A 19695-nucleotide genomic window follows, 5' to 3' on the forward strand; every position below is an offset into this window, starting at 1 on the left:
CGCGCCGTGACCATAGTGAATCCCTTCGATAAAGCCGGCGCGGCGTGCGCTTTGCGTTTGAGCTTCAGCGCTTGCCGGCTTCCAGTTCGCGGAGCCGGTCCAACTCCGCGCCGGGTTCGAAGTCGTCGAATTCGAACAATTGACGCACTTCGATTTCGCCGTCCGCCTGCTCGCCGGAGGGCGCCGGAAAGCGCCGCGCCCACTCCATGGCTTCCTCACGCGAGCGCACCTGGATCAGCGTGTAGCCGGCAACCAGTTCCCTGGTTTCTGGAAACGGCCCGTCGACCACCGAGCGCTTGCCGCCGCTGTAGCGAACGCGCCAGCCTTTCGAACTTGGTTGCAGGCCGGTGGCCTCGAGCAGCACGCCGGCTTTGGCCAGTTCTTCGTGGTACGCGCCCATCGCGGCCATCAGGGACGCTTCCGGCATCTCACCGGCTTCGCTGGCAACGGTGGCTTTGACGAGGATCATGAATCGCATCGCCGTGACTCCTTATCGTTGTGAGAGGGAGAGCCGCGCCCGTGGCTGGCTTCTTACTCACACGACGAGCAACGCACGGCCGGATCGACACACTTGCCGATCCGCCAGGGAAAACCCCAAGACCACATGCTGTCGATGCGCGAATCGGCTAGAGGAAACAAGGTCCGAGCTTGCGGACTTCGACCGTGCACCACGTTGCGGCCGGGCACGCTTGGGCAATCGCCAGGGCTTCTTCACGCGTTTCGCAATTCAGGAGGAAGAACCCGCCGACCATTTCCTTGGCTTCGGCGAACGGGCCGTCGAGCAGTTTCGGCTGACCGTCGCGCACCTGCACGCGCACGGCGTCGTTCAAGGAGGTGAGCGATTCGACGGCGACCAGTTTGCCGCGTTCTTTCAGATCGGAGGCGAAGCGGACCATCTGATCGTAGACTTCGCGGCCCGCGGCTTCACCGCGTTCAAGCCGTTGATTCGGGGGTTCGACAATGAGCAGCATATAAGACATGGCGTCTCCGATTTTGATCGCGCCGCGGATGTGAACGCCCCGGAGGCGTATGAACGCAAAACGCGCGTGCGGTGGGCTGGCGAGAGGCAGTCTAACAAGCATGAAAGCCTCCGGCAAACCTGATCCGGCGCCGATGCCGCGGCTAATTGGGCGTCTTACGGAGACTCGTAATTTCCGCACGTCATTGGGAAATTTCTATTGGGCAGCGCGATAACGCCGCATTGAAGCATTTCGACGGCATAACGATTAGCGCCTTGCCTTGGTCTCTCGACGCGGCAGAATAAAAAAACGCCCCGCGGGGCGTTGACGTTTCAATTGCGCGTCTGAGAAAGGAGAAACGCGTGCGGCGGCTTACACCGTAGCTTCAGCAATCGCCTGCACCTGCGCGGACCTCATCAATCCTTCGATCATTCGCGCTTCCGCGCTCGCGATCTCGCTCAGCGATGCCACGGACAGTTGTCCGTCGAGAATCGCCAACGCCGTGCACAAGCGGGCGTATTCGCCGTCTTGCAGTGCCCACGCGCCTTCGTCGTGTTCGCGCATATCGAGTTGAACCATCGCGGCATGTGCGCTCTCGATGTCGGACAGAACGTCTTCGCCGAGGCCAAGGCGCGCAAGTTCTTGCGACACCAGCAAATGCCGGCTCAACGTCATATGCAGATTCCGAGAGCCGTGGCCGTGCCGGAATGCGTCGAGGGCGGTGTAGCACTGCAGCAGCATCGCCGACGTAACCGGCTCGTGAGCGGTGCGGCTATAGGTTAGCGCGCGCAACAACGGGGACATGGCCGACTGGTTGTGCTTGCGGACTCGCGATTTATTGGACATATCGGTTCAACCTCCTTCTCTAGCTCTCGGCTTCGCCACCGAATTCTTCTGCTCCGGTGGCAAACGCCGCCGATACGCCGGCGGCTTGACAGGCCCTGATGTGAGTCTGTGAAGCCATCATGGCAAGCAACTATTAAGACAGACTTAAACGACTTCAAGTCTATTCGTATGCAGCATCTCACACTGCGCCACCGGCCGGTTGCTCGATTCCGCCAAAAGCGTGGCGCGCAGCGCAACGTTGAAATATCGGTTCGAACTTGCCAATTACAAGTCGCATGGCGTGTCACGACGAAAAAAAACCCTGTTCCCGCGAGGGAACAGGGTCTGACAGGATGGAACAGTCGTACTCGCGCGTGGATGCTCGCCGACCTATACCCACCGCAAACTCGCAAAGCTGTTGTTACTTGAACTGCACCCGCTAAAACCGTGTTGCTTGAACTACCACGACAAATAAAACCGTGCTGCCGATACTGCTGCTGCAAAAAACATTCGTTTCTGAACTGCTCACTGCAATTACAGCCCGGTCCTTCGCCTTCAACATCGCCTGACTGCAACCCCCTGCTGATTCACGCGCAAACTACATGGATCGCGCGCCGTTTGCACTGCTTCTATTACCTACTGCTTTACTGCCCTGCCGCATTCGACAAGCGCGGCAAACTGCCATCAACGGTACGGTTCAAAACAACGCGGGGGGAAGACCGCGTCGATGGGGCTCGGTGATTTGTCGCTCCATGGAAAACAGTGTATTCCGGCAGGTGCGAATGCAATTGGGCGAAGCGAAGGGATTTGGCAGGCCAGTTTGGCGAATCGCTGTAACAGGCCGGTTTCGTCAGAGGTGAGCGCCGCGCAGCACACGCCGCGACGGCGGAACATGCGGTTATCGACTGAGCGGGCTCTTTGTCGACGAGTCCGACCGCACAGCCGAAAAGCGCGCCGATCGGAACCGCAATGACGCGAGCGACGGCACTGTCGCCGCCGCTCGCTGATCTTCTTTGAGCATGTGGGCTTGCAAGACGCGCGGCGTGATCCCGTCAACCGCGTGCGGCGAAATCGCTGATCGTCAGCAGCACTTTTTCGCCCGGACGCGCCAGCAGCTTTCTCTCCGCCACAGCGGTGATGCGTTTGCGGCCGTCAGCGAACGTCTTCAGCACGCGTTCCTCGCCGGCGTCGCGTTGCAACCAGAAATGCTGTTCCAGGGCCTCACGCGTAACGGCGCATTCGAGGTCCCGGCCTCGCGTCGAAAGCTGGAAAATCACCGCGCGTCCGTCCGCCGAGACGCTTGGTTCAAACTCGATAATCTCCATGGCCCACCTCGCAAAGTTCGTTAAACCGCTCGCCGTGTTGAACGAACGACACCGAAAAAATCTGAATACAGATGCGAAACACTCGTCGAGTTCTTTCAACCGATCAATGAACGCTATCGCTCCACGGCAGCGTTCACTGTGCGTTCGACCACCGTCGAATGGACTGAAGCGTGCGCGCCCGGCCAGCGCGGACGTTTCGCGCGGAACTCGTGCAGCAACGCATTCAACCCCTCGGTCATGGCTTGCGTGCCGCGCCGCGCGCCTCGCGACGCGGACGACAGCGCGAACCAGGAATGCGGCGGCCGAAGCTCGTGACACGTACCGCGCGCATCGGCAAAGCGCAGACAGCCGGTATCGGGATAAAAGACGAGCGTGATCGCGTCGGCGTCGGCGCCGTGCGTGACCGTATGTGGTTTCGTATTCAGCATTTTCGTTGTCATGCCAGTTGGCGTCGTTCCTCGGCGGTTCGACGTTCGAACCCGCACGCGCCAGCAATTCGCGAGTGAGGCAAAAGCAACGCGCATGCCAACGGGCGCAAAACGCGTCGCACGAACCGTGGCGAGCGCGACGCGAACTGTCGGCATCGTGCCGCCAGCAAGCCGCAAACGCCGACCGCGCCTGAAGCGACGCGCGCGGCAGCGCACGAATCCGTCGCAGCGCGGACGCCGCGACGACGGCATCCGCATGACCGGGGAATAGCAATGTCGATAGGCGCGAACATAGCCGCCTGGTAAAAAAGCGCTGCTGGCGCGACAATTCACGACCATTCTTACTGGCCGCCGGCTCGCCGGAAACGTTACCAACATGTCCGCTAAGGAACCTGTCTTCACCCTGCGCCCCGCACTGAATTCAGACAAGGCCTTTCTATTCGAGCCGCGCAAGGCGACCATGACGGAGCATCTCGCGCGCGTCGGCGAGCCGTCCGACGACACCGAGCATCGCGCTCGTCTGCTGCATCGGTATGACACGGCACGCGTGATTTGCATCGACGGCGCGCCCGCCGGTTTGCTTAAAGCGTATCGCGCCGACACCGAGTGGGTCGTCGTGCAATTGCAGATCGCGCCGGCGCTGCAGGGGCGCGGTATCGGCAAACGCGCGCTGCACACGGTGTTGCGTGCCGCGCAGGCCGACGCGTTGCCGGTCACCCTCAAGGTGCTCAAAGGCAATCCCGCACAGCGCCTGTACGAGCGCCTCGGCTTCGAGATCGTCGGCCAAGATGAGAGACAGTTTCACATGAGGCGCGCGCCGCGCGCGTCGGCGGAAATTGAAGCAGAATGAATGTCGGATAAAGACTGATACGCACCGGACCTGTTATGACCTTTCGCGACACCTCCGCCATCACGAGCTGGCACGCCCACGTGTATTTCGACGCGGGCAGCCGCGACGCCGCGTGGACTTTCCGCGAGCAGATCGACGCACACTGGGGCGACGCACTGCAACTGGGCCGCTTTCACGAACGCCCGGTTGGGCCGCATCCCATGTGGTCGTATCAGCTCGCGTTCACGCAGGCTCAGTTCGCCGACGTGGTCGGCTGGCTCACGCTGAATCACGGCGCGCTGGATATCTTCCTGCATCCCAATACGGGCGATGCGTTACGCGATCATCGCGACGCCGCCGTATGGATCGGCCATTCGCACGAACTGGTGCTGAGCGCGTTGAATTGATTGCCGTGAATACGGCGCGCGGCGAACCGGATCGCGCACCGCCTCTCGCCGTTCACATATTCGAGTACGAACTGCACCAGCCGAGCGCCGCGACCTGCTTGTCACCGAACAGCGTGCACCCGCCGTATGCGTCGTTGGCTTTGCCCTGGAACAGCGAGCAGTTGGCACAGCTTTGTCCGGCGGCGTAGCCCGGAAACTTCGCTTTGTCGACCTTGGACGCGTCCTCTTTATAGCCGACGGCTTGCGCCTTCGGATCGGATTCGCTGAGTCTGTTCGCGGTGTCGGCGAAGGCTGCGCGTGTGAGCATGAGCGCTGAGCCCGCGCTCACGCCGAGCAGCAGAAAATGGCGACGCGATGTTTTCATATGGGTCCGATGGAAAGTGGGGACTTGCCTCGATCGCGATCCAGCGCCGTCAATCGAGAAATCGCGTGAACCGTTCAACGGGTTCGCGCTCGCTGCGTAACGTGTTGACCAAAGCGTTTTCGTCGGCGAAACCGAGCGACATGCCGCACACCAGTTGCTCTTCAGGCGACAAACCGAGCTGCTCCGCAATCACCCGATGAAACGGCGTGAACGCGGCCTGCGGACACGTATCGAGACCCCGCCCGCGCGCGGCCGTCATGATTGACTGCAGGAACATGCCGTAGTCCAGCCAGCTGCCGCGCCCCATCACCCGGTCGATCGTGAAGAACAAGCCCACCGGCGCGCCGAAGAAGCGATAGTTCCGCGCATGCTGCTCGTGCATGCGCGCCTTGTCGCCCTTTTCGATGCCGAGCAAGCCATACAGATCCCAGCCGATTTTGCGGCGCCGGTCGATGTACGGCGACACCCACCGATTCGGATAGTACGGATACTCTTCCTGGTACAGCGCGTCGCGTTGCGGGTGGTCGTAAGCGTCGAGCAAGGCCTGCGAGAGACGCGCCAGCGATTCGCCCGTCACCACGCAGACCTTCCACGGCTGCGTATTGGTGCCCGACGGCGCGCGGCTGGCGGTTTCGAGAATGGCTTCGATATCGGCGCGCGGCACCGGCGTGGGCAAAAAGGCGCGAATTGAGCGCCGCGTGACGAGTGCGGCGTCGACGTCGTTGGCGGGAGTGGTCATCGGCGAATTCCGGTGGAACCAGCAATTGTGGCGGTCTTCAGGAATTCTAGCGCGAGCACGCATTTTCGCGCTGGCGCGCCGGCAACGCCGGCCGCGCGCAGCGCGGTTTAGCGCACGGGCGTTTTCAGCGCATCGATGAGATCGAGCAGATCGTAGGGCTTGCGCAGCAGGATCGCGTGCGGCAAGACCGCGCGCTGCGCCGGCGTCAGCACGAGGTCGTAGCCGGTCAGAAAGATCACGCGCAGGTCAGGCCGCTCGCGACACACGTCGAGCGCGAGATCGATACCCGACTTGCCCGCCAGCCCCACGTCGGTCAGCATCACACTGATCGTGTATTCGCTGAGAATCTGCCTGGCGTCAGGCTCGCCTTCGGCTTCCAGAATGTCGAAGTCGAAGGTGCGCAGCAATTCGGCCGTGCTCACACGAATCAGCTCGTCGTCTTCCACCAGCAGAATCCGCGGCCGCGTCTGAGTAACGAAACTATCGGCGCTATCCGGCATCATGGGCGGATCGATCTCCAGAAGATGCTGCTCGGCTTCGGCGATTTCCGCCGCCCGCGGATTCTGCGCTTGCAGCACGTAGCGCACTTTGCGCGCCAACGCTTCGTGCGTATAAGGCTTGCTGAGCAATTCGATGCCTTCATCGAGCCGCCCTGAATGCACGATCGCATTATCCGTGTAGCCCGACGTGAACAGCACCGCGATCGACGGCAACCGCTCGCGCGCCTTGCGGGCGAGTTCGGTGCTGCGCAATGGGCCGGGCATCACCACATCGGTAAACAGCATGTCGATCGGCACGCCGCTTTCCACGATCGCCAGCGCGCTTTGCGCGTCTTTCGCCTTCAGCACGCGGTAGCCGAGATCGGAGAGCATTTCGACCACGGTCGTGCGCACTTCCTCGTCGTCCTCGACCGCGAGAATGGTTTCCGTGCCGCCCTTGGCGGGACCGGCTTCGATATTCGTTTCGAGGTCTTCTTCCTGGCGCACCCGCGGCAGATAGATGCGAATCGTGGTGCCGTGACCCTCTTCGCTGTAGATCTTCACATGGCCGCCGGACTGCTTGACGAAGCCATACACCATGCTCAAGCCGAGGCCCGTGCCCTGGCCTTCGGGCTTGGTCGTGAAGAACGGTTCGAACACGCGCTCGCGCACTTCCGGCGACATGCCGAGGCCCGTGTCGGTAACCGCCAGCATCACGTACTGGCCCGGCGTGACCTCCGCGTTGCGTTTGGCGTAGGCGTCGTCGAGCGCGGCGTTGCCGGCTTCGATCGTGAGCTTGCCGTGGCCGTTCATGGCGTCGCGCGCGTTGATCGCCAGATTCAGCAGCGCGTTCTCGACCTGGAACGGATCGACCAGCGTATTCCACAAGCCGCCCGACACGATCGTTTCGATTTCGACGCCGTCGCCGAGCGCGCGCCTCAGCATGTCGTCGAGACCGCGCACGAAGCGGCCGAGATTGACGACCTTCGGCGCGAGCGGCTGACGCCGCCCAAACGCGAGCAGTTGCGAGGCGAGGTTCGCACCGCGCGCGACGCCCGCCAGTGCATTGCGCACGCGCTGCTCGGGCTTCTCCGAACCGGCGACGTCTTTCGCCAGCAGTTGCAGATTGCCGCCGATCACTTGCAGCAGGTTGTTGAAGTCGTGCGCGACGCCGCCCGTGAGCTTGCCGATCGCTTCCATCTTTTGCGCCATGCGCAGCGCTTCTTCGGCGTGCCGCAGCGCTTCGGTGGTTTCCTTGTCGGCGGTGACGTCGCGGCCCACGCCGTGAATGCGCGCGGTGTCCGGATCGAGCGCGAGCGTCCACGCGACCCAACGCCATGTGCCGTCGATCCGCCTGAAGCGGTTTTCGTAGCGCACCGGCACGCCCGTTCTACGCAGTTCAGCAAGATGCGTGCGGACAGTCTCGACATCGTCCGGGTGAGCCAGATCGACATAGGAACGCGACATCAGCCAGTGCATGTCGTGACCGAGCGCCGTGCTCCACGATGGACTCACACGCTGCAGGCCGCCTTCGATGTCGGCGACCACCAGCAGATCCTCGCTCAACTCCCATAAACGATCACGGTCCGCCACCGTTTCGATCACGCGGCGCTCCAGCGTTTCGTTCAGATCGCGCAACGCGCTTTGCGCCTTGGTGCGCTCGGCGATTTCGATTTGCGCCGCCTGATACAAGCGCGCGTTGTCGATGGCAATCGCCGCCTGCGCGGCGATGCCGGCCACGATCCGCTCGGCACGCTCAGTGAACACGCCGGGCTCCGGGTGGCCGAAGAACAGGCCGCCGACTACCGTACCGCTGCGCGACTGCACCGGCGCGGCCAGATAGCTGCGCACCTTCAGATGACCCTCCGGCATGCCGCGATGCGGCGCGTTGTGGCCATAGCGCGGATCCTGCGTGATGTCGCCGACGCGGACGATGCCTTCGCCCTGAAACGTGGGCGCGAACACCGCCGTGTTGCGCGGCATGGGAAACTGCTCGAACGCCCCCTTCGGCACGCCGGACAGCGTGTAGAGCGTGTAACTGCCGCCCTCCTGGTCGAGCACGTTGTAGAAGAACGAGCCGAACGCGGCGCCGGTCAGTTCGGTGGCCGCGTCGGTGACGATCTGCACCGCGCGGTTCAGGTCGAGTTCGGCCGCGACCGTCGAGCCGACACGATTGAGAATCTCCAGCGTGCGCGATTCCTCGCGCAGCTTCATTTCGGTCTCGCGACGCAAGCGCGCGAGTTGCAGGTTGCCCGACACGCGGGCCAGCAGTTCGCGCGCGGAAAAGGGCTTGGTCAGATAGTCGTCGGCGCCATGCTCGATACCGTCGACGCGCGCTTCCTCACCCGCGCGGGCCGACAGCATCAGCACCGGCGTGTCGCGCAAATCCGGATCGGCGCGCAGTGCGCGCAGCAGGCCGAAGCCGTCCAGCCGCGGCATCATCACGTCGGAGAGCACGAGATCGGGCGGTTCGGCGCGCGCGGCTTCGAGCGCCGCCTGACCGTCGGTGGCGAGCCGCACGTTGTGGCCCGCCGCCCGCAAGATGCGGCTCATGTACTCGCGCAGATCCGCATTGTCGTCGACGACCAGCAGCCGCGCGGCGGCGGCCGGCGCTGCCTCCGACGCCTCGCTGGCCGGCGAGGCGCCGGTCGACGGGGCATCGAGTATTTCGTTTTCCGGACTCCAGCGCAACGCGGCATCGACATACATGCGTGCGTGCCTGCTCATGGACGCATGCACGGCTTCGTCCTCGGCTTGGGACAGCACGGCGCCGCGCGGCAGCGAAACGGTAAAGCACGCACCTTCGCCGAGCACACTGTCCACCCGCACCGTGCCGCCGTGCAGCTTCACCAGTTCCTGCACCATTGCGAGCCCGATGCCGCTGCCTTCCACAGAGCGGCCCGGTGCGCCCGCCACGCGATGAAAGCGCTCGAAAAGACGCGGCATTTCTTCTTCCGCGACGCCGATGCCGCTATCCGTGACGCTGACCTCGACGCCGCCGCCTTCGTCAGTGCGAACCGCGACGCGGATCGTGCCGAAGAACGTGAACTTGTACGCGTTCGACAGCAGGTTCACCACGACCTTTTCCCACATCTCGCGGTCGATCTGCACGATCACGGGCGTAGCCGGAACGTCAACTTCGAGGCGCAGGCCGGCCGCCTCTATCGCGGACTGGAACAGCGACGCAAGCTCGGCCGTGAAGGAGGCGATGTCGGTGGGCTGCGTGTGAATCTCGATGCGCCCCGCCTCGATCCGCGAAAAATCCAGCAACGCGTTGACGAGCTTCAGCAGGCGCAAACCGTTGCGATGCGTGATCTCGATCAGCGCGCGGTCGTCGATATCGCTGCGTGTCTGCGCGTTATCACCGCTCGCGCCCGGCTGCGGCCTGGCGAGCAGTTCTTCGAGCGGGCCGAGCATCAGCGTCAACGGCGTGCGGAATTCGTGGCTGATGTTGGAGAAGAACGTGGTCTTCGCGCGGTCGACTTCGGCCAGCGCTTCCGCGCGCCGCCGCTCTTCTTCATATGCCTGCGCGTAGCCGATCGCCGCGCCGATTTGTCCGGCGACCAGGTTCAGAAAGCTGCGGTAAGCGTCGTCGACGAGACGGCAAGGATTCAAGCCGGCAATCAGCAAGACTGTTTGCGTCGACTCGCCGCCGGCCGACACCGGCAGGATGACTGCCTGCTCCGGCGCGAGATGCCACGGACCGCTCGGCAACGCGGTGCCGAAACGCTGCGTCAAGTCGCGCACGGTCTGCGGCGCCTGGGTCTGGAGGACCTCGGTGATCGGCCAGAGCGATTCTCCGACGCGCATTGTCTGCGGCGCCGCCGGATGGCCCGGCTCAATGCCGCACGAGCCGACCAGCGTGACCGTGTCGCTGCCGGGTTCGGCTGCATAAAGCATGGCGAAGGGCAGGTCTTGCGGATTCGCTTGCAACGCGCGCGCGCTGAGTTCGCATGCTTCGCGCCAATCGCGGCCGTCCGGACTGGCCGCCGCCAGTTCCTTCAGCAGCGCCAGTTGCCGTTCGCCGACCACCTGCGCCGTGTCATCGCTATTGGCGCAGATGATGCCGCCCGGTTCGCCATCCTCGGCGGGAATCGGGCTGTACGAGAAGGTGTAATACGTCTCCTCCGGAAAGCCATTGCGCTCCATGATGAGCAGCTTCTGTTCGACGAAAGTACCCTCGGCGCCCGCCAGCGCGGTATCGAGAAGCGGCTCGATGTCGGACCAGATTTCCCGCCACACGACGCGGGTCGGTTGACCGAGCGCGACCGGATGCTTCCCACCGATGATCGACTTGTACGGATCGTTGTAAAAATAGAGCAGCTCGTCGCCCCAGCCGATCCAGATCGGCTGACGCGACGTGAGCATGATGCGGATCGCGATCTTCAAGCCTTGTGGCCAGGTATCGGGTGCGCCGAGTGCTGTCTGCGTCCAGTCGTAGGCGCGGATCAGCGCCCCCAGCTCGCCGCCTCCGGCAAGAAAGGACGGCGCGGCGACGCCGGCGGGCGGTGCGTCCGACATGAAGCGGTCCGGCTGTTTCAACGCGATCTCCTCGACACGGCGGATCGTATTCGTGCGGGCCGCTGTTGCAAAAGCGGTGCCCGATACGACGGATGGCTAACGATCACCACGCAATTGATGTAGCGCGATTCTCGCACGTAGCGGTGTGCCGGAGGAAGGTAAGACAACGCGCCGAAACCGCAAGCAGCGGGCTTTTCGCCGCGCGGAAATGAGCGTTATGCGGAGGATCGGGCGGCAACGATGCGGCGCCGCGAAATGAAACCGAAATGCAAGTAAAACATACCTTGACGCAATGTGTGCGGAGAGGCAATTTTCCCGATCGCCATTCCTTCGGCGTGCGACCGGGTTTCTTCGATCACTGCGGGCTTGCAGTGTCTTTACAGCAGGCCCACACACACCGCGGCGACGATCGAGCCCAGCACCAACACCGCGCCGATGGTCTTGCGTTTGTTCAACTCCGTCCACAGCAGAACGCCGGTGAGCGACAGCAAGATGATGCTGCCTGCGAGCGTGTCGATCAGCAGCACCCAGCCGACGCTCAAACCCACGCCCTTGTGCAGGTTCGTCAGCATGGCGAGAAATGTGTTCTCGCTGCGCTTGACCGTCACATAGCCGTTACCCACCCAGTACTCGGCGGAGGTGTTCTCATGCGGCGACGCGAAGTTGAGTTGCCAATGCTCCGGCTGGACGACGCTACGCTCGCCCCATGCCACCGGATGAGCCGGCTCTTTCTGCACGCGCCCAAGCGTGCCCGCCAGTTTCAGTTCGTGCTTGAGCCACTTGCCCAGCTCGCGCGGCGTTTCCGGCGCGGGCTGCGGCAACGGCACTTGCAGCAGCGCTACTTGCGGCTCGCCGGTCGATACTTTGAGCGGCCCGCCGCGGTGGTTCAGCAGGAACCCCGTGGTGCCGAACAGCAAACCCAGCGCCGCGCCCCACAAGCCGATCCAGCCATGCACCTTGCGCAGCCATTTGACGAAGGTGGCGCGGCGCGAACGCTGCTGCCGCGCTTTCAATTCGTCATTGTCCAGCCGCTGCGGCTCGCGCGTCGTCCGGTCGATGCCCGCGGGCGATTGAATGTCGATTGCCTCGGGTACGCTCACGTTTCACTCCATGTCCGCAACAGATTGTGATAGATGCCGACGAGGCTGCGGCGCGCGGTATCGTCGGCGTTGCTGGCGTTCAGCCGTTGAATCGCTGTGTCCATGTCGAACAGCATTGCGCGCTGCGTATCGCTGCGCACGAGGCTTTGCACCCAGAAGAAACTAGCGATCCGCGCGCCGCGCGTGACCGGCGTGACCTGATGCAAACTCGTCGCCGGATAGACGATCATGTCGCCGGCCGGCAGTTTGACCTGCTGCACTCCGTACGTGTCTTCGATCACGAGTTCGCCACCGTCGTAGTCGGCGGGGTCGGAAATGAACAGCGTCACGGAGACGTCGGTGCGCAGCTTCACACCGTTGGGCAGCAGGCGCACGGCTCCATCGACGTGACTGCCGAACTGCATGCCGCCTTCATAACGATTGAACAACGGCGGATACACCTGATTCGGCAACACCGCGCTGATGAACAACGGGTTGCGTTCGATCGACGCGAGAATCACGTCGCCGAGTTCACGCGCAATCGGCGTGTGTTCGGCGATCTGCTGATTACGCTTGACCGGCGCGCCCTGATAACCAGCGGTCGCGCGGCCGTCCACCCAGGCGTCGCCGGCCTGATCGAGCCGCTCGCGCACGAGCCGCAACTGCTCGGCGTTCAGTACGTTCGGTATGTGCAGCAACATGGTGTTTCCTTTTTGCGTCGGCTTGCCGTCTTCGAGAACGGCAAGCCTAACGCATCGGTTCAACGCGTATCAAAAGCGGTAGTCGAACGTCGCCAGCAACGTGCGTCCGATACCCGGCACGGAACGGCCGCCGTCGGACTGAATCAGCGCGTCGTAGTAGTACTTGTTGGTCATGTTCAGCAGGTTCAGGCGCACGTCGTATTTCTTCGCGTGGTACGCAGCGGTCGCATCCCAGCGCGTGTAGCCCGGCACCTGCACGTAGTTGGTATTCGACGCATAGCGCGGCGACATATACGTCGGACCGCCGCCGATTTCCCAGTGCGGCGTGATCGCGTAGGTGGTCCAGAAGCTCAGCGTGTTGCGCGGCGTGTTGGCCGGCACGTGCCCTTGCGTACCGTCGCGCGCCTTCAGGATGATGGCGTCCATGTACGTGTAGCCGCCGAACACCTGCCACTTGTCGGTGATATGGCCCGTCACGCCGGCCTGGAAACCGTCCACACGGACGTCGCCGTCGAGCTCGTATTCGGTCGGCGAGACTTGCGTGCGCGCGTTGGTCTTTTCTTCGCGAAAGAATGACGACGTCACCGAGAGATTGCCGCCGAGCAGATCCCATTTGCCGCCGACTTCGTACGACTTGGTCGACTCAGGCGCGAGGTTCTGCGTGAGGTTGGTCACCGTCAGCGCTTCGAGCGATGGATTGAACGACGTGCCGTACGACACGTAGTACGACTGCCAGTCGGTCGGCTGATAAATTACCCCGGCGCGTACGCTGGTGAAGAAGTTGGTCTGCGTCGCATAGCCCGGCAGGCTGATCGTGTTGTGGATCTGCGCCTGGAAGCGATCCCAACGCAAACCGCCAATCACTTTCCACTGCTGGCCGATCGACACCGTGTCGTTCACGTACGCGCCAATTTCGTTCGAGCCCGAATCGGCGTGGTTGCCGACCGTGGTGGTCACACCGGCGGGGTTGGACAGATACGCCGGGTTCACCATCGTTACGACCGGCAAGTTGTTGCGGGTGTACGCCTGGTTCGAGTAGCTGTCGTGGCCGAGGTCGACACCGGCGATCAGGTCGTGCTTGATCGGGCCAGTGACGAACTTGTACTGGAGCATCGTGTCGTTGTAGAGCGAGTGGTTCTCGATCACACGGTCATGGCTCTGCAACTTGATGAACAGTTGCGATGGCGAGAGCGTCGTGAAGTTGCCGTTGCTCAACGCGGGGCTGGTGGCGAGCGGTCCCGTCAACACCGCTTGCGGCGCGGTTTCGCGCGCATCGGTCATCGAGTGCGAGAACTGCGTCTGGTTCGTCAGGATCAGGTTGTCCGAGAACTTGTGCTTGACCGCGGCGGTGACCGTTTGCACGTCCTGAATCGTGCGGTCGGTGGTCAAGCCGTAGAACGTGTTCTTTGGCACCGGCGACGGGCGGCCGTTCAACGCCTGCACGCCGTAGTCCGGCATGTCGTAGTTGTGCTGGATCAGCGCGGAGATCGTCACTTCGGTCGGCGTGCCTATGCCGAAACGCACTTCCGGCGCGATACCGTAGTCCTTGTTCTTCATCGCATCGCGCGTCGAACCGAGGCTTTGGCCGAAGGCGTTCAGGCGAATCGCCGAGGTATCCGTCAGCTTATGGTTCACGTCGACGGTGCTGCGATATTTCGCGTCGGTGCCGATCATGCCCGTGACTTCCGCCGAGTCATGCAGGTTCGCTTTCTTGCTGACCTGGTTGATCACGCCGCCCGTCGATCCGCGACCGAACAGCATCGACGACGGACCGTACAGCACTTCGAGTTCTTCGAGGTCGAAGGTGTCGCGATAGTACTGGTTGCGATCGCGGAAGCCGTCGAGGTAGATGTCGTTCTGCGCAGTGAAGCCGCGCAGGTTGATGTTGTTGCCGATCTGGCCGCCTTCAGCCGCGCCGATCGTTACGCCCGGCGCATTGCGCAGCGCGTCCTGGAACGAAGTGGCGCCTTGCGATTGCAGCACGGCCTTGTTGATGACGGTGACGGTCTGCGGAATGTCGCGCAGCGCCGTGGGCGTCTTTGCACCGACCGTCGCGCGCTCCGCCTGGAAGTCCTGCTGTTCAGCTTGTGCCGCGACGCCGATGGTCGGCAAGCTGCCGGTGTCGGCTGCGACGGTCGTCGTTGTCGTCGTTGTCGTCGTTGTCGTCGCTGTCGTCGCATTAGCATTCGCGGCCGCCGGCTGCGAGGTGGTTTGCGGAGCAGTCTGCGCGACCGCCGGAGTCGCAAAAGGAACGGCAAAAGCTAACGCTGTCGCGAGCGGCGTGTGGTTGAACATGGGAATTCCCGTCGGAGATGCGTTTGCCGGATTCGCATGGCTGAGATGGAATCGACGGCAAAGTCGCAATTGGCTGGCTGCCGTTCTCGTGTGCAGAGCACCGACGTCGGGGATGGCTGGCTATTGGTTAAATGAGAATCGCTATCATTCCACACGCATAAAATCGCATCAATCGCGCGGTCGCTTACCCCTAGTAACAGAATTGTTTCTGTTTTTTACGAATGAAGGCTATTTGTAATTTTCAACCCTGTTCACATGCCGGTTCATTACGCGTTTGTAATATTAAGGCCATTGAAAGGAAAGACTTTTGGCATCGGAAGTAAAAAAGACGCCGGCAGAAAGCTTTCAACTAAATAACAATCAGCCGTGACTGGGGCCGACGCCCAATCCCGACTCCGTTTATCCTTTTTGCAACACTGCCTATCGAACTGTTTCGTTCATCCCCGGAGTTGATCATGCAATACCGCAAGTTCGGCCGCACCGGCCTGACCGTATCCCGCCTGTGCCTCGGCACGATGACCTTTGGCCTGCAGACCGAAGAAGACGTCTCGCATCGCATTCTCGACACGGCGGCGGATGCCGGCGTGAACTTTATCGACACGGCCGACGTGTATCCGCTCGGCGGCACGGAGAACCTTGCCGGCCGCACGGAGGAGATCGTGGGGCGCTGGCTGAAGGGCAAACGCGAGCGCTTCATTCTGGCGACGAAGGCAGTGGGCAAGATGGGGCCGTCGGCATGGGATCAAGGCGCGTCGCGCAAACATCTGCTGAATGCAATCGACGCCTCGTTGCAACGCCTCGGCACGGATTACGTGGACCTCTACCAACTCCATTCCGACGACGCGAATACGCCGCTGGACGAAACGCTGGAGGCGCTCGATGTGATCGTTCGCTCAGGCAAGGCGCGCTATATCGGCGTATCGAACTTTCTCGCGTATCGGCTGGCGCGCGCGTTGGGCCGCGCCGATGTGCTGCGCGCGGCGCGCTTCGTCTCCGTGCAGCCTCGCTATAACCTGCTGTTCCGCCAGATCGAGCGCGAGCTGCTGCCGCTCGCTGCCGAAGAGCAATTGGCGGTGATGCCGTACAACCCGCTCGCGGGCGGCCTGCTGACGGGCAAGCATCAACTGGATGCGGCGCCCGCGTCCGGCCGCTTCACCGAAACTGTCGGCAAGGCCGGTGCGATGTATCAGCAGCGGTACTGGCACAAACGCGAGTTCGAGACGATCGAGCAATTGAAAGCGATCGTTGCGCCGACCGGTGAATCGTTGACGCGGGTTTCGCTTGCCTGGGTGCTGGCGAATCCGCTCGTCACGTCGGCGATTATCGGCGCGAGCCGCGTCGAGCAATTGAGCGACACGCTCGCGGCGTCCGAACTCGTGCTCGACGAGCAGATCAAGACGCAGCTCGACGAAGCGAGCCTGGAATATCGCTGGGGTGACGCGGCGCGGTAAGCTCATGCGCGGCGGGCGAAGGCCGCCGCGCTTATCGCCCGTAACGCAGCACCGTGCTGGTCGCCGCAATCACGTGATCCTTGATTGCGGCAAGCAACGCATCCCTCGTCAAACCGGGCGGCAGCGCATCCGGCGGCAGATCGAGCGCATAGACTTGCGCGACGTAGTGATGCGGATTGTCCCCGACCGGGGGACATGGGCCGCGATACCCGATGCCCCCGGTCTGATTCGCACCGGAGACGCTGCCGGGCGGCTGGCTGCCGCCGGCCCCGAGCGAGGTCGTCGAGGGTGCGACGCCGTATAGCACCCAGTGCACAACGCCCAAACCCTTCGCGCCGTCCGGGTCGAACAGTGTTACGGCATAACTTTTCGTGCCGGCAGGCGCATTCCGCCATTGCAGAGCCGGCGATACATTACCGCCACCGCAGTTGTTCGCGCTCGCCGCGTGGCTCGAATCCAGCGTGCGGCCGTCGGCCGTTCCCGGCGACGACACCACGAAGACTTCCGCCGCGCGGACATGCACTGCGGCAAGCGCCAACGCGGCCGACACGCCGACCGGTAACAGGCGTCGTACGACGCGGAAGCGATTGCTGCCAATCATCATTTCCGACTCCAGCCAGGGTTCAACGATGGTCCAACATCACTTGAAGCGACCCGTCCGCTCATTCGCTTCCGGCAGTTGCCGCGTCTCGCGCACGGATCTCGGATGCCATAAACGCGCGCCGCCTTCGATGCCCGCATCGTTCGAAACGGTGGCTACGTTCGGCGGCAGATCGAACGAAAGGCGTGCCGCATTGCCGCCGCCGATCCACAGCTTGTCGTAGTTCACGAGCGTACTCAGAATTCCGATTACCTTCTCAACGCGCCGGTTCCAGCGTTTATTCCCGGCTTTTTCACGCGCCGCGTCGCCGATGTATTCGTCGTACGCCACGCCCTTCTTGCTAACCGGATGATGGGCGAGTTCCAGATGCGGCATCAACTCGCCGTCGCGGAACATTGCCGTGCCCGCGCCAGTGCCAAGCGTGAGCACGAATTCGAGGCCATGGCCTTCGATCGCGGCGAAGCCCTGCATCTCGGCGTCGTTGATCATGCGCACCGGCAGGCCGCCCAAACGTTGCGCCAGCGAGTCGGCGAGCGGGATGTCGTGCCAGCCTTCCACGCCGAAGTGCGGCGCCGTCAGAATGCGGTTGTTGCGCACCACGCCGGGAAAGCCGATCGACATCAGCGTCGGCGGTTCCTGTTCGACGAGCGGCGCAACCAGCTTCGCCAGCGCGTCCACGAGTTGATCCGGCGTGCACGGATGTGGCGTCGCTATCCGTAAGCGCTCGGTTTTCATGTTGCCGTCCGCGTCGATAATCGCGGCCTTCAAACCCGTGCCGCCGACGTCGATCGCCAGAATCCGCTCGGTGCTGATTGTCGCTTTCGGCTTACTGGATGGCTTACTCGACGGTTTACGTGACGCCTTACCGGACGGTTTAAACGCCGCCTTCGTTGGCGCTTTGCTTGCCGTCTTGCCCGGCGTCTTCGTCGCCGTCTTGCGTGTCGTCTTGCGTGTCACCACGGTGTCCCCCGATTGTGTTGGTGCGACTCGTCGTTGAATTACTTCTTCTGCACAGCATCCCGTTTCAACGGCCGCCATGCGTGGCCGTCGCGCGCCAATAGCGCGTCGGCTTCCGCGGGGCCTTCGCTGCCGGCCGCATAGCCATGCACCGGCACCGCGCCGCCGGTTTTTGGATGCAGCACGTCGTCGACCGCGCACCAGCTCGTTTCGATGCTGTCGGCGCGCTGGAACAGCGTCTCGTCGCCGAGCATGCAGTCGTAGAGCAAGGTTTCATAACCGACGTTGGCGCGTTCCGCGAAGAAGTCGCCATAGTCGAACGACGACTGCACCGCGCCGATCTGCATGACCGGCCCCGGCGTTTTTACATTGAAGTCGAAGCTCGTACCGTGCGCCGGATCGATTCGCAAGGTCAGCACGTTCGGCGTGAGCGCGTCGACAGGCGTGTCGCGAAACAGGCGGAACGGCACCGGCTTCAACTGCACCGAGATTTCCGTGCGACGCGCCGCCAACCGTTTGCCGGTGCGCAAATAGAACGGCACGCCGGCCCAGCGCCAGTTCTCGACGAACACGCGCGCCGCCGCATAGGTTTCCGTCGTGCTGCCGGGCGCGACATCCGGCTCCTCGCGATAGCCGACACCGGCCGGCCCCTTTTCGTATTGACCGAACACCACGTCGTCCGGCGTCAGCGGCTTGATCGCGTCGAAGATTTCGGCCTTCTTGTCGCGCACGGCTTCGGCATCGAACGAATTGGGCGGTTCCATGGCGACCATGCCGAGCAACTGGAACAGATGGTTCGGCAGCATGTCGCGGAACGCGCCGGTCTGTTCGTAGAACTTGCCGCGCCCTTCCACGCCGATGGTTTCCGCCGCCGTGATCTGCACGCTGTCGATATATTCGCGCCGCCACACCGGTTCGAACAACGCGTTTGCGAAGCGCACCGCGAGAATGCTCTGCACGGTGTCCTTACCGAGAAAGTGATCGATGCGATACACCTGATCTTCTTTTGCATATGACAGGATGTGCGCATTCAGATCTTTTGCCGAAGCGAGATCGGTGCCGAAAGGTTTCTCGATCACGATCCGGCGGAAACCGCCGCCCTCGCCTTCTTTCAGCAGACCCGCCTTGCCGAGATGCTCGACGATCGGTTTGAAGAAGCGCGAGCTGACCGCGAGATAGAAGATCACGTTGCCGCCCGGCGCCTGTTCGAGCTGTTGCTTGAGCTTCGTGAAAGTGTCGTCGGTTTCGAATTCGCCGGCCATGTATTCGAGGCGTTGCGCGACCCAGTCCCACGCCTTGTCGTCGAGCTTGCCGGCGTGGAAGGTGCTGGCCTTGTCGGCGGCGAACCGTTCGAGCGACTTGTGCAGATCTTCGCGCCACACGCTCGTCTCGCGCTCGCCGTGATTCACGCCGATGATTTTCATTCCATCGTCGAGCAGGCCATCCACCGCGAGGTTGTACAGCGCCGGCATCAGCAGCCGCTTGGTCAGGTCGCCGCCGGCGCCGAAGATCACCAGCGTGCACGGCGGCGCCGGCCGCTTGCCGGGCGGCGAGGCCGGCGCTTCCTGCGGGCTCGCGCTGACCTTGCAGCTCGGTGGTTGACTGGCGGCGGGACGCTCGGCTGCTGGAGTATTCGGTGTAGTCGACATGGGATTCACTTTTGGAAACCAATGGAACGGACGTGGTGGTACATGAAAGACCACGCTTGAACCCACACAGTTCAAAAACGGCCATG

General features: G+C 62.7%; 17 protein-coding genes. 3 read left to right on the forward strand and 14 right to left on the reverse strand.

Annotated elements, in window-relative coordinates; all coding sequences use genetic code 11:
* Positions 1-64 precede the first annotated feature (64 nt).
* From B0G71_RS30685 to B0G71_RS30705, 5 genes are all read right to left on the reverse strand, one after another.
* A complete protein-coding gene (locus B0G71_RS30685) occupies positions 65-478 on the reverse strand; it encodes a YciI family protein (protein ID WP_116146499.1) in 414 nt (137 codons plus the stop codon).
* Positions 479-626: 148 nt separating this feature from the next.
* Positions 627-980, reverse strand: a complete 354-nt coding sequence (locus B0G71_RS30690; protein ID WP_116146501.1) for a YciI family protein — start codon at positions 978-980, stop codon at positions 627-629.
* 351 nt (positions 981-1331) lie between these two features.
* Positions 1332-1805 carry a hypothetical protein gene (locus B0G71_RS30695; protein WP_116122845.1) on the reverse strand — a complete coding sequence of 158 codons (474 nt, stop codon included), beginning with the start codon at positions 1803-1805 and terminating at the stop codon, positions 1332-1334.
* A gap of 1031 nt (positions 1806-2836) precedes the next feature.
* Positions 2837-3109 carry a DUF1488 domain-containing protein gene (locus B0G71_RS30700; RefSeq protein WP_106279033.1) on the reverse strand — a complete coding sequence of 91 codons (273 nt, stop codon included), beginning with the start codon at positions 3107-3109 and terminating at the stop codon, positions 2837-2839.
* 113 nt (positions 3110-3222) lie between these two features.
* Positions 3223-3549: a hypothetical protein gene (locus B0G71_RS30705; protein ID WP_116146502.1), complete on the reverse strand. Its 327-nt coding sequence runs from the start codon at positions 3547-3549 to the stop codon at positions 3223-3225.
* Between the two features lie 364 nt (positions 3550-3913).
* Between B0G71_RS30705 and B0G71_RS30710 the strand changes: the two genes are divergently transcribed.
* Together B0G71_RS30710 and B0G71_RS30715 are read left to right on the forward strand one after the other, a co-directional pair.
* A complete protein-coding gene (locus B0G71_RS30710) occupies positions 3914-4387 on the forward strand; it encodes an N-acetyltransferase (RefSeq protein ID WP_116146504.1) in 474 nt (157 codons plus the stop codon).
* Positions 4388-4422: 35 nt separating this feature from the next.
* Positions 4423-4773 (forward strand): DOPA 4,5-dioxygenase family protein, encoded by a 351-nt coding sequence (locus B0G71_RS30715; RefSeq protein WP_116146505.1) that lies wholly within the window; start codon positions 4423-4425, stop codon positions 4771-4773.
* 52 nt (positions 4774-4825) lie between these two features.
* On the opposite strand, the gene B0G71_RS30720 is transcribed toward B0G71_RS30715, so the two are convergent.
* The 6 genes from B0G71_RS30720 to B0G71_RS30745 form a co-directional block, all read right to left on the reverse strand.
* Complete coding sequence (locus B0G71_RS30720; protein ID WP_116122841.1) at positions 4826-5137, reverse strand: high-potential iron-sulfur protein; 312 nt, start codon at positions 5135-5137, stop codon at positions 4826-4828.
* Between the two features lie 49 nt (positions 5138-5186).
* Entirely contained in the window at positions 5187-5876 is a 690-nt protein-coding gene (locus tag B0G71_RS30725; protein ID WP_116146507.1) for a nitroreductase, read from the reverse strand.
* A 107-nt stretch (positions 5877-5983) separates the two neighbouring features.
* Positions 5984-10876, reverse strand: coding sequence for a response regulator (locus tag B0G71_RS30730; protein ID WP_116149014.1), 4893 nt, complete (start codon positions 10874-10876; stop codon positions 5984-5986).
* Positions 10877-11253: 377 nt separating this feature from the next.
* The gene (locus B0G71_RS30735; RefSeq protein WP_116146508.1) at positions 11254-11976 is read right to left on the reverse strand and encodes a PepSY-associated TM helix domain-containing protein; all 723 of its coding nucleotides are present in this window, start codon (positions 11974-11976) and stop codon (positions 11254-11256) included.
* Positions 11973-12656 carry a Fe2+-dependent dioxygenase gene (locus tag B0G71_RS30740; protein WP_116146510.1) on the reverse strand — a complete coding sequence of 228 codons (684 nt, stop codon included), beginning with the start codon at positions 12654-12656 and terminating at the stop codon, positions 11973-11975. The genes B0G71_RS30735 and B0G71_RS30740 overlap by 4 nt, the downstream gene beginning before the upstream one ends.
* Before the next feature lie 69 nt (positions 12657-12725).
* Positions 12726-14951: a TonB-dependent siderophore receptor gene (locus B0G71_RS30745; RefSeq protein ID WP_116146511.1), complete on the reverse strand. Its 2226-nt coding sequence runs from the start codon at positions 14949-14951 to the stop codon at positions 12726-12728.
* A gap of 455 nt (positions 14952-15406) precedes the next feature.
* Between B0G71_RS30745 and B0G71_RS30750 the strand changes: the two genes are divergently transcribed.
* The gene (locus B0G71_RS30750; protein ID WP_116146513.1) at positions 15407-16402 is read left to right on the forward strand and encodes an aldo/keto reductase; all 996 of its coding nucleotides are present in this window, start codon (positions 15407-15409) and stop codon (positions 16400-16402) included.
* Positions 16403-16433: 31 nt separating this feature from the next.
* On the opposite strand, the gene B0G71_RS30755 is transcribed toward B0G71_RS30750, so the two are convergent.
* From B0G71_RS30755 to zwf, 3 genes are all read right to left on the reverse strand, one after another.
* Positions 16434-17003, reverse strand: a complete 570-nt coding sequence (locus B0G71_RS30755; RefSeq protein ID WP_116149016.1) for a YbhB/YbcL family Raf kinase inhibitor-like protein — start codon at positions 17001-17003, stop codon at positions 16434-16436.
* Between the two features lie 39 nt (positions 17004-17042).
* Positions 17043-17816, reverse strand: a complete 774-nt coding sequence (locus tag B0G71_RS30760; protein WP_116149018.1) for an ROK family protein — start codon at positions 17814-17816, stop codon at positions 17043-17045.
* A 185-nt stretch (positions 17817-18001) separates the two neighbouring features.
* Complete coding sequence (gene zwf, locus B0G71_RS30765; RefSeq protein ID WP_116146514.1) at positions 18002-19609, reverse strand: glucose-6-phosphate dehydrogenase; 1608 nt, start codon at positions 19607-19609, stop codon at positions 18002-18004.
* Positions 19610-19695 lie beyond the last annotated feature (86 nt).

It is taken from the genome of Paraburkholderia sp. BL27I4N3 (assembly GCF_003386115.1).
Lineage (GTDB): Bacteria > Pseudomonadota > Gammaproteobacteria > Burkholderiales > Burkholderiaceae > Paraburkholderia.

Bases quoted from the DNA above. Each gene is read 5' to 3' on its own strand.
- B0G71_RS30705 (WP_116146502.1), bottom strand. From the start codon at position 3,549: ATGACAACGAAAATGCTGAATACGAAACCACATACGGTCACGCACGGC.
- B0G71_RS30745 (WP_116146511.1), bottom strand. From the start codon at position 14,951: ATGTTCAACCACACGCCGCTCGCGACAGCGTTAGCTTTTGCCGTTCCT.
- B0G71_RS30715 (WP_116146505.1), top strand. From the start codon at position 4,423: ATGACCTTTCGCGACACCTCCGCCATCACGAGCTGGCACGCCCACGTG.
- B0G71_RS30750 (WP_116146513.1), top strand. From the start codon at position 15,407: ATGCAATACCGCAAGTTCGGCCGCACCGGCCTGACCGTATCCCGCCTG.
- zwf (WP_116146514.1), bottom strand. From the start codon at position 19,609: ATGTCGACTACACCGAATACTCCAGCAGCCGAGCGTCCCGCCGCCAGT.
- B0G71_RS30755 (WP_116149016.1), bottom strand. From the start codon at position 17,003: ATGATTGGCAGCAATCGCTTCCGCGTCGTACGACGCCTGTTACCGGTC.
- B0G71_RS30700 (WP_106279033.1), bottom strand. From the start codon at position 3,109: ATGGAGATTATCGAGTTTGAACCAAGCGTCTCGGCGGACGGACGCGCG.
- B0G71_RS30695 (WP_116122845.1), bottom strand. From the start codon at position 1,805: ATGTCCAATAAATCGCGAGTCCGCAAGCACAACCAGTCGGCCATGTCC.
- B0G71_RS30730 (WP_116149014.1), bottom strand. From the start codon at position 10,876: ATGTCGGACGCACCGCCCGCCGGCGTCGCCGCGCCGTCCTTTCTTGCC.
- B0G71_RS30725 (WP_116146507.1), bottom strand. From the start codon at position 5,876: ATGACCACTCCCGCCAACGACGTCGACGCCGCACTCGTCACGCGGCGC.
- B0G71_RS30720 (WP_116122841.1), bottom strand. From the start codon at position 5,137: ATGAAAACATCGCGTCGCCATTTTCTGCTGCTCGGCGTGAGCGCGGGC.
- B0G71_RS30690 (WP_116146501.1), bottom strand. From the start codon at position 980: ATGTCTTATATGCTGCTCATTGTCGAACCCCCGAATCAACGGCTTGAA.
- B0G71_RS30685 (WP_116146499.1), bottom strand. From the start codon at position 478: ATGCGATTCATGATCCTCGTCAAAGCCACCGTTGCCAGCGAAGCCGGT.
- B0G71_RS30740 (WP_116146510.1), bottom strand. From the start codon at position 12,656: ATGTTGCTGCACATACCGAACGTACTGAACGCCGAGCAGTTGCGGCTC.
- B0G71_RS30710 (WP_116146504.1), top strand. From the start codon at position 3,914: ATGTCCGCTAAGGAACCTGTCTTCACCCTGCGCCCCGCACTGAATTCA.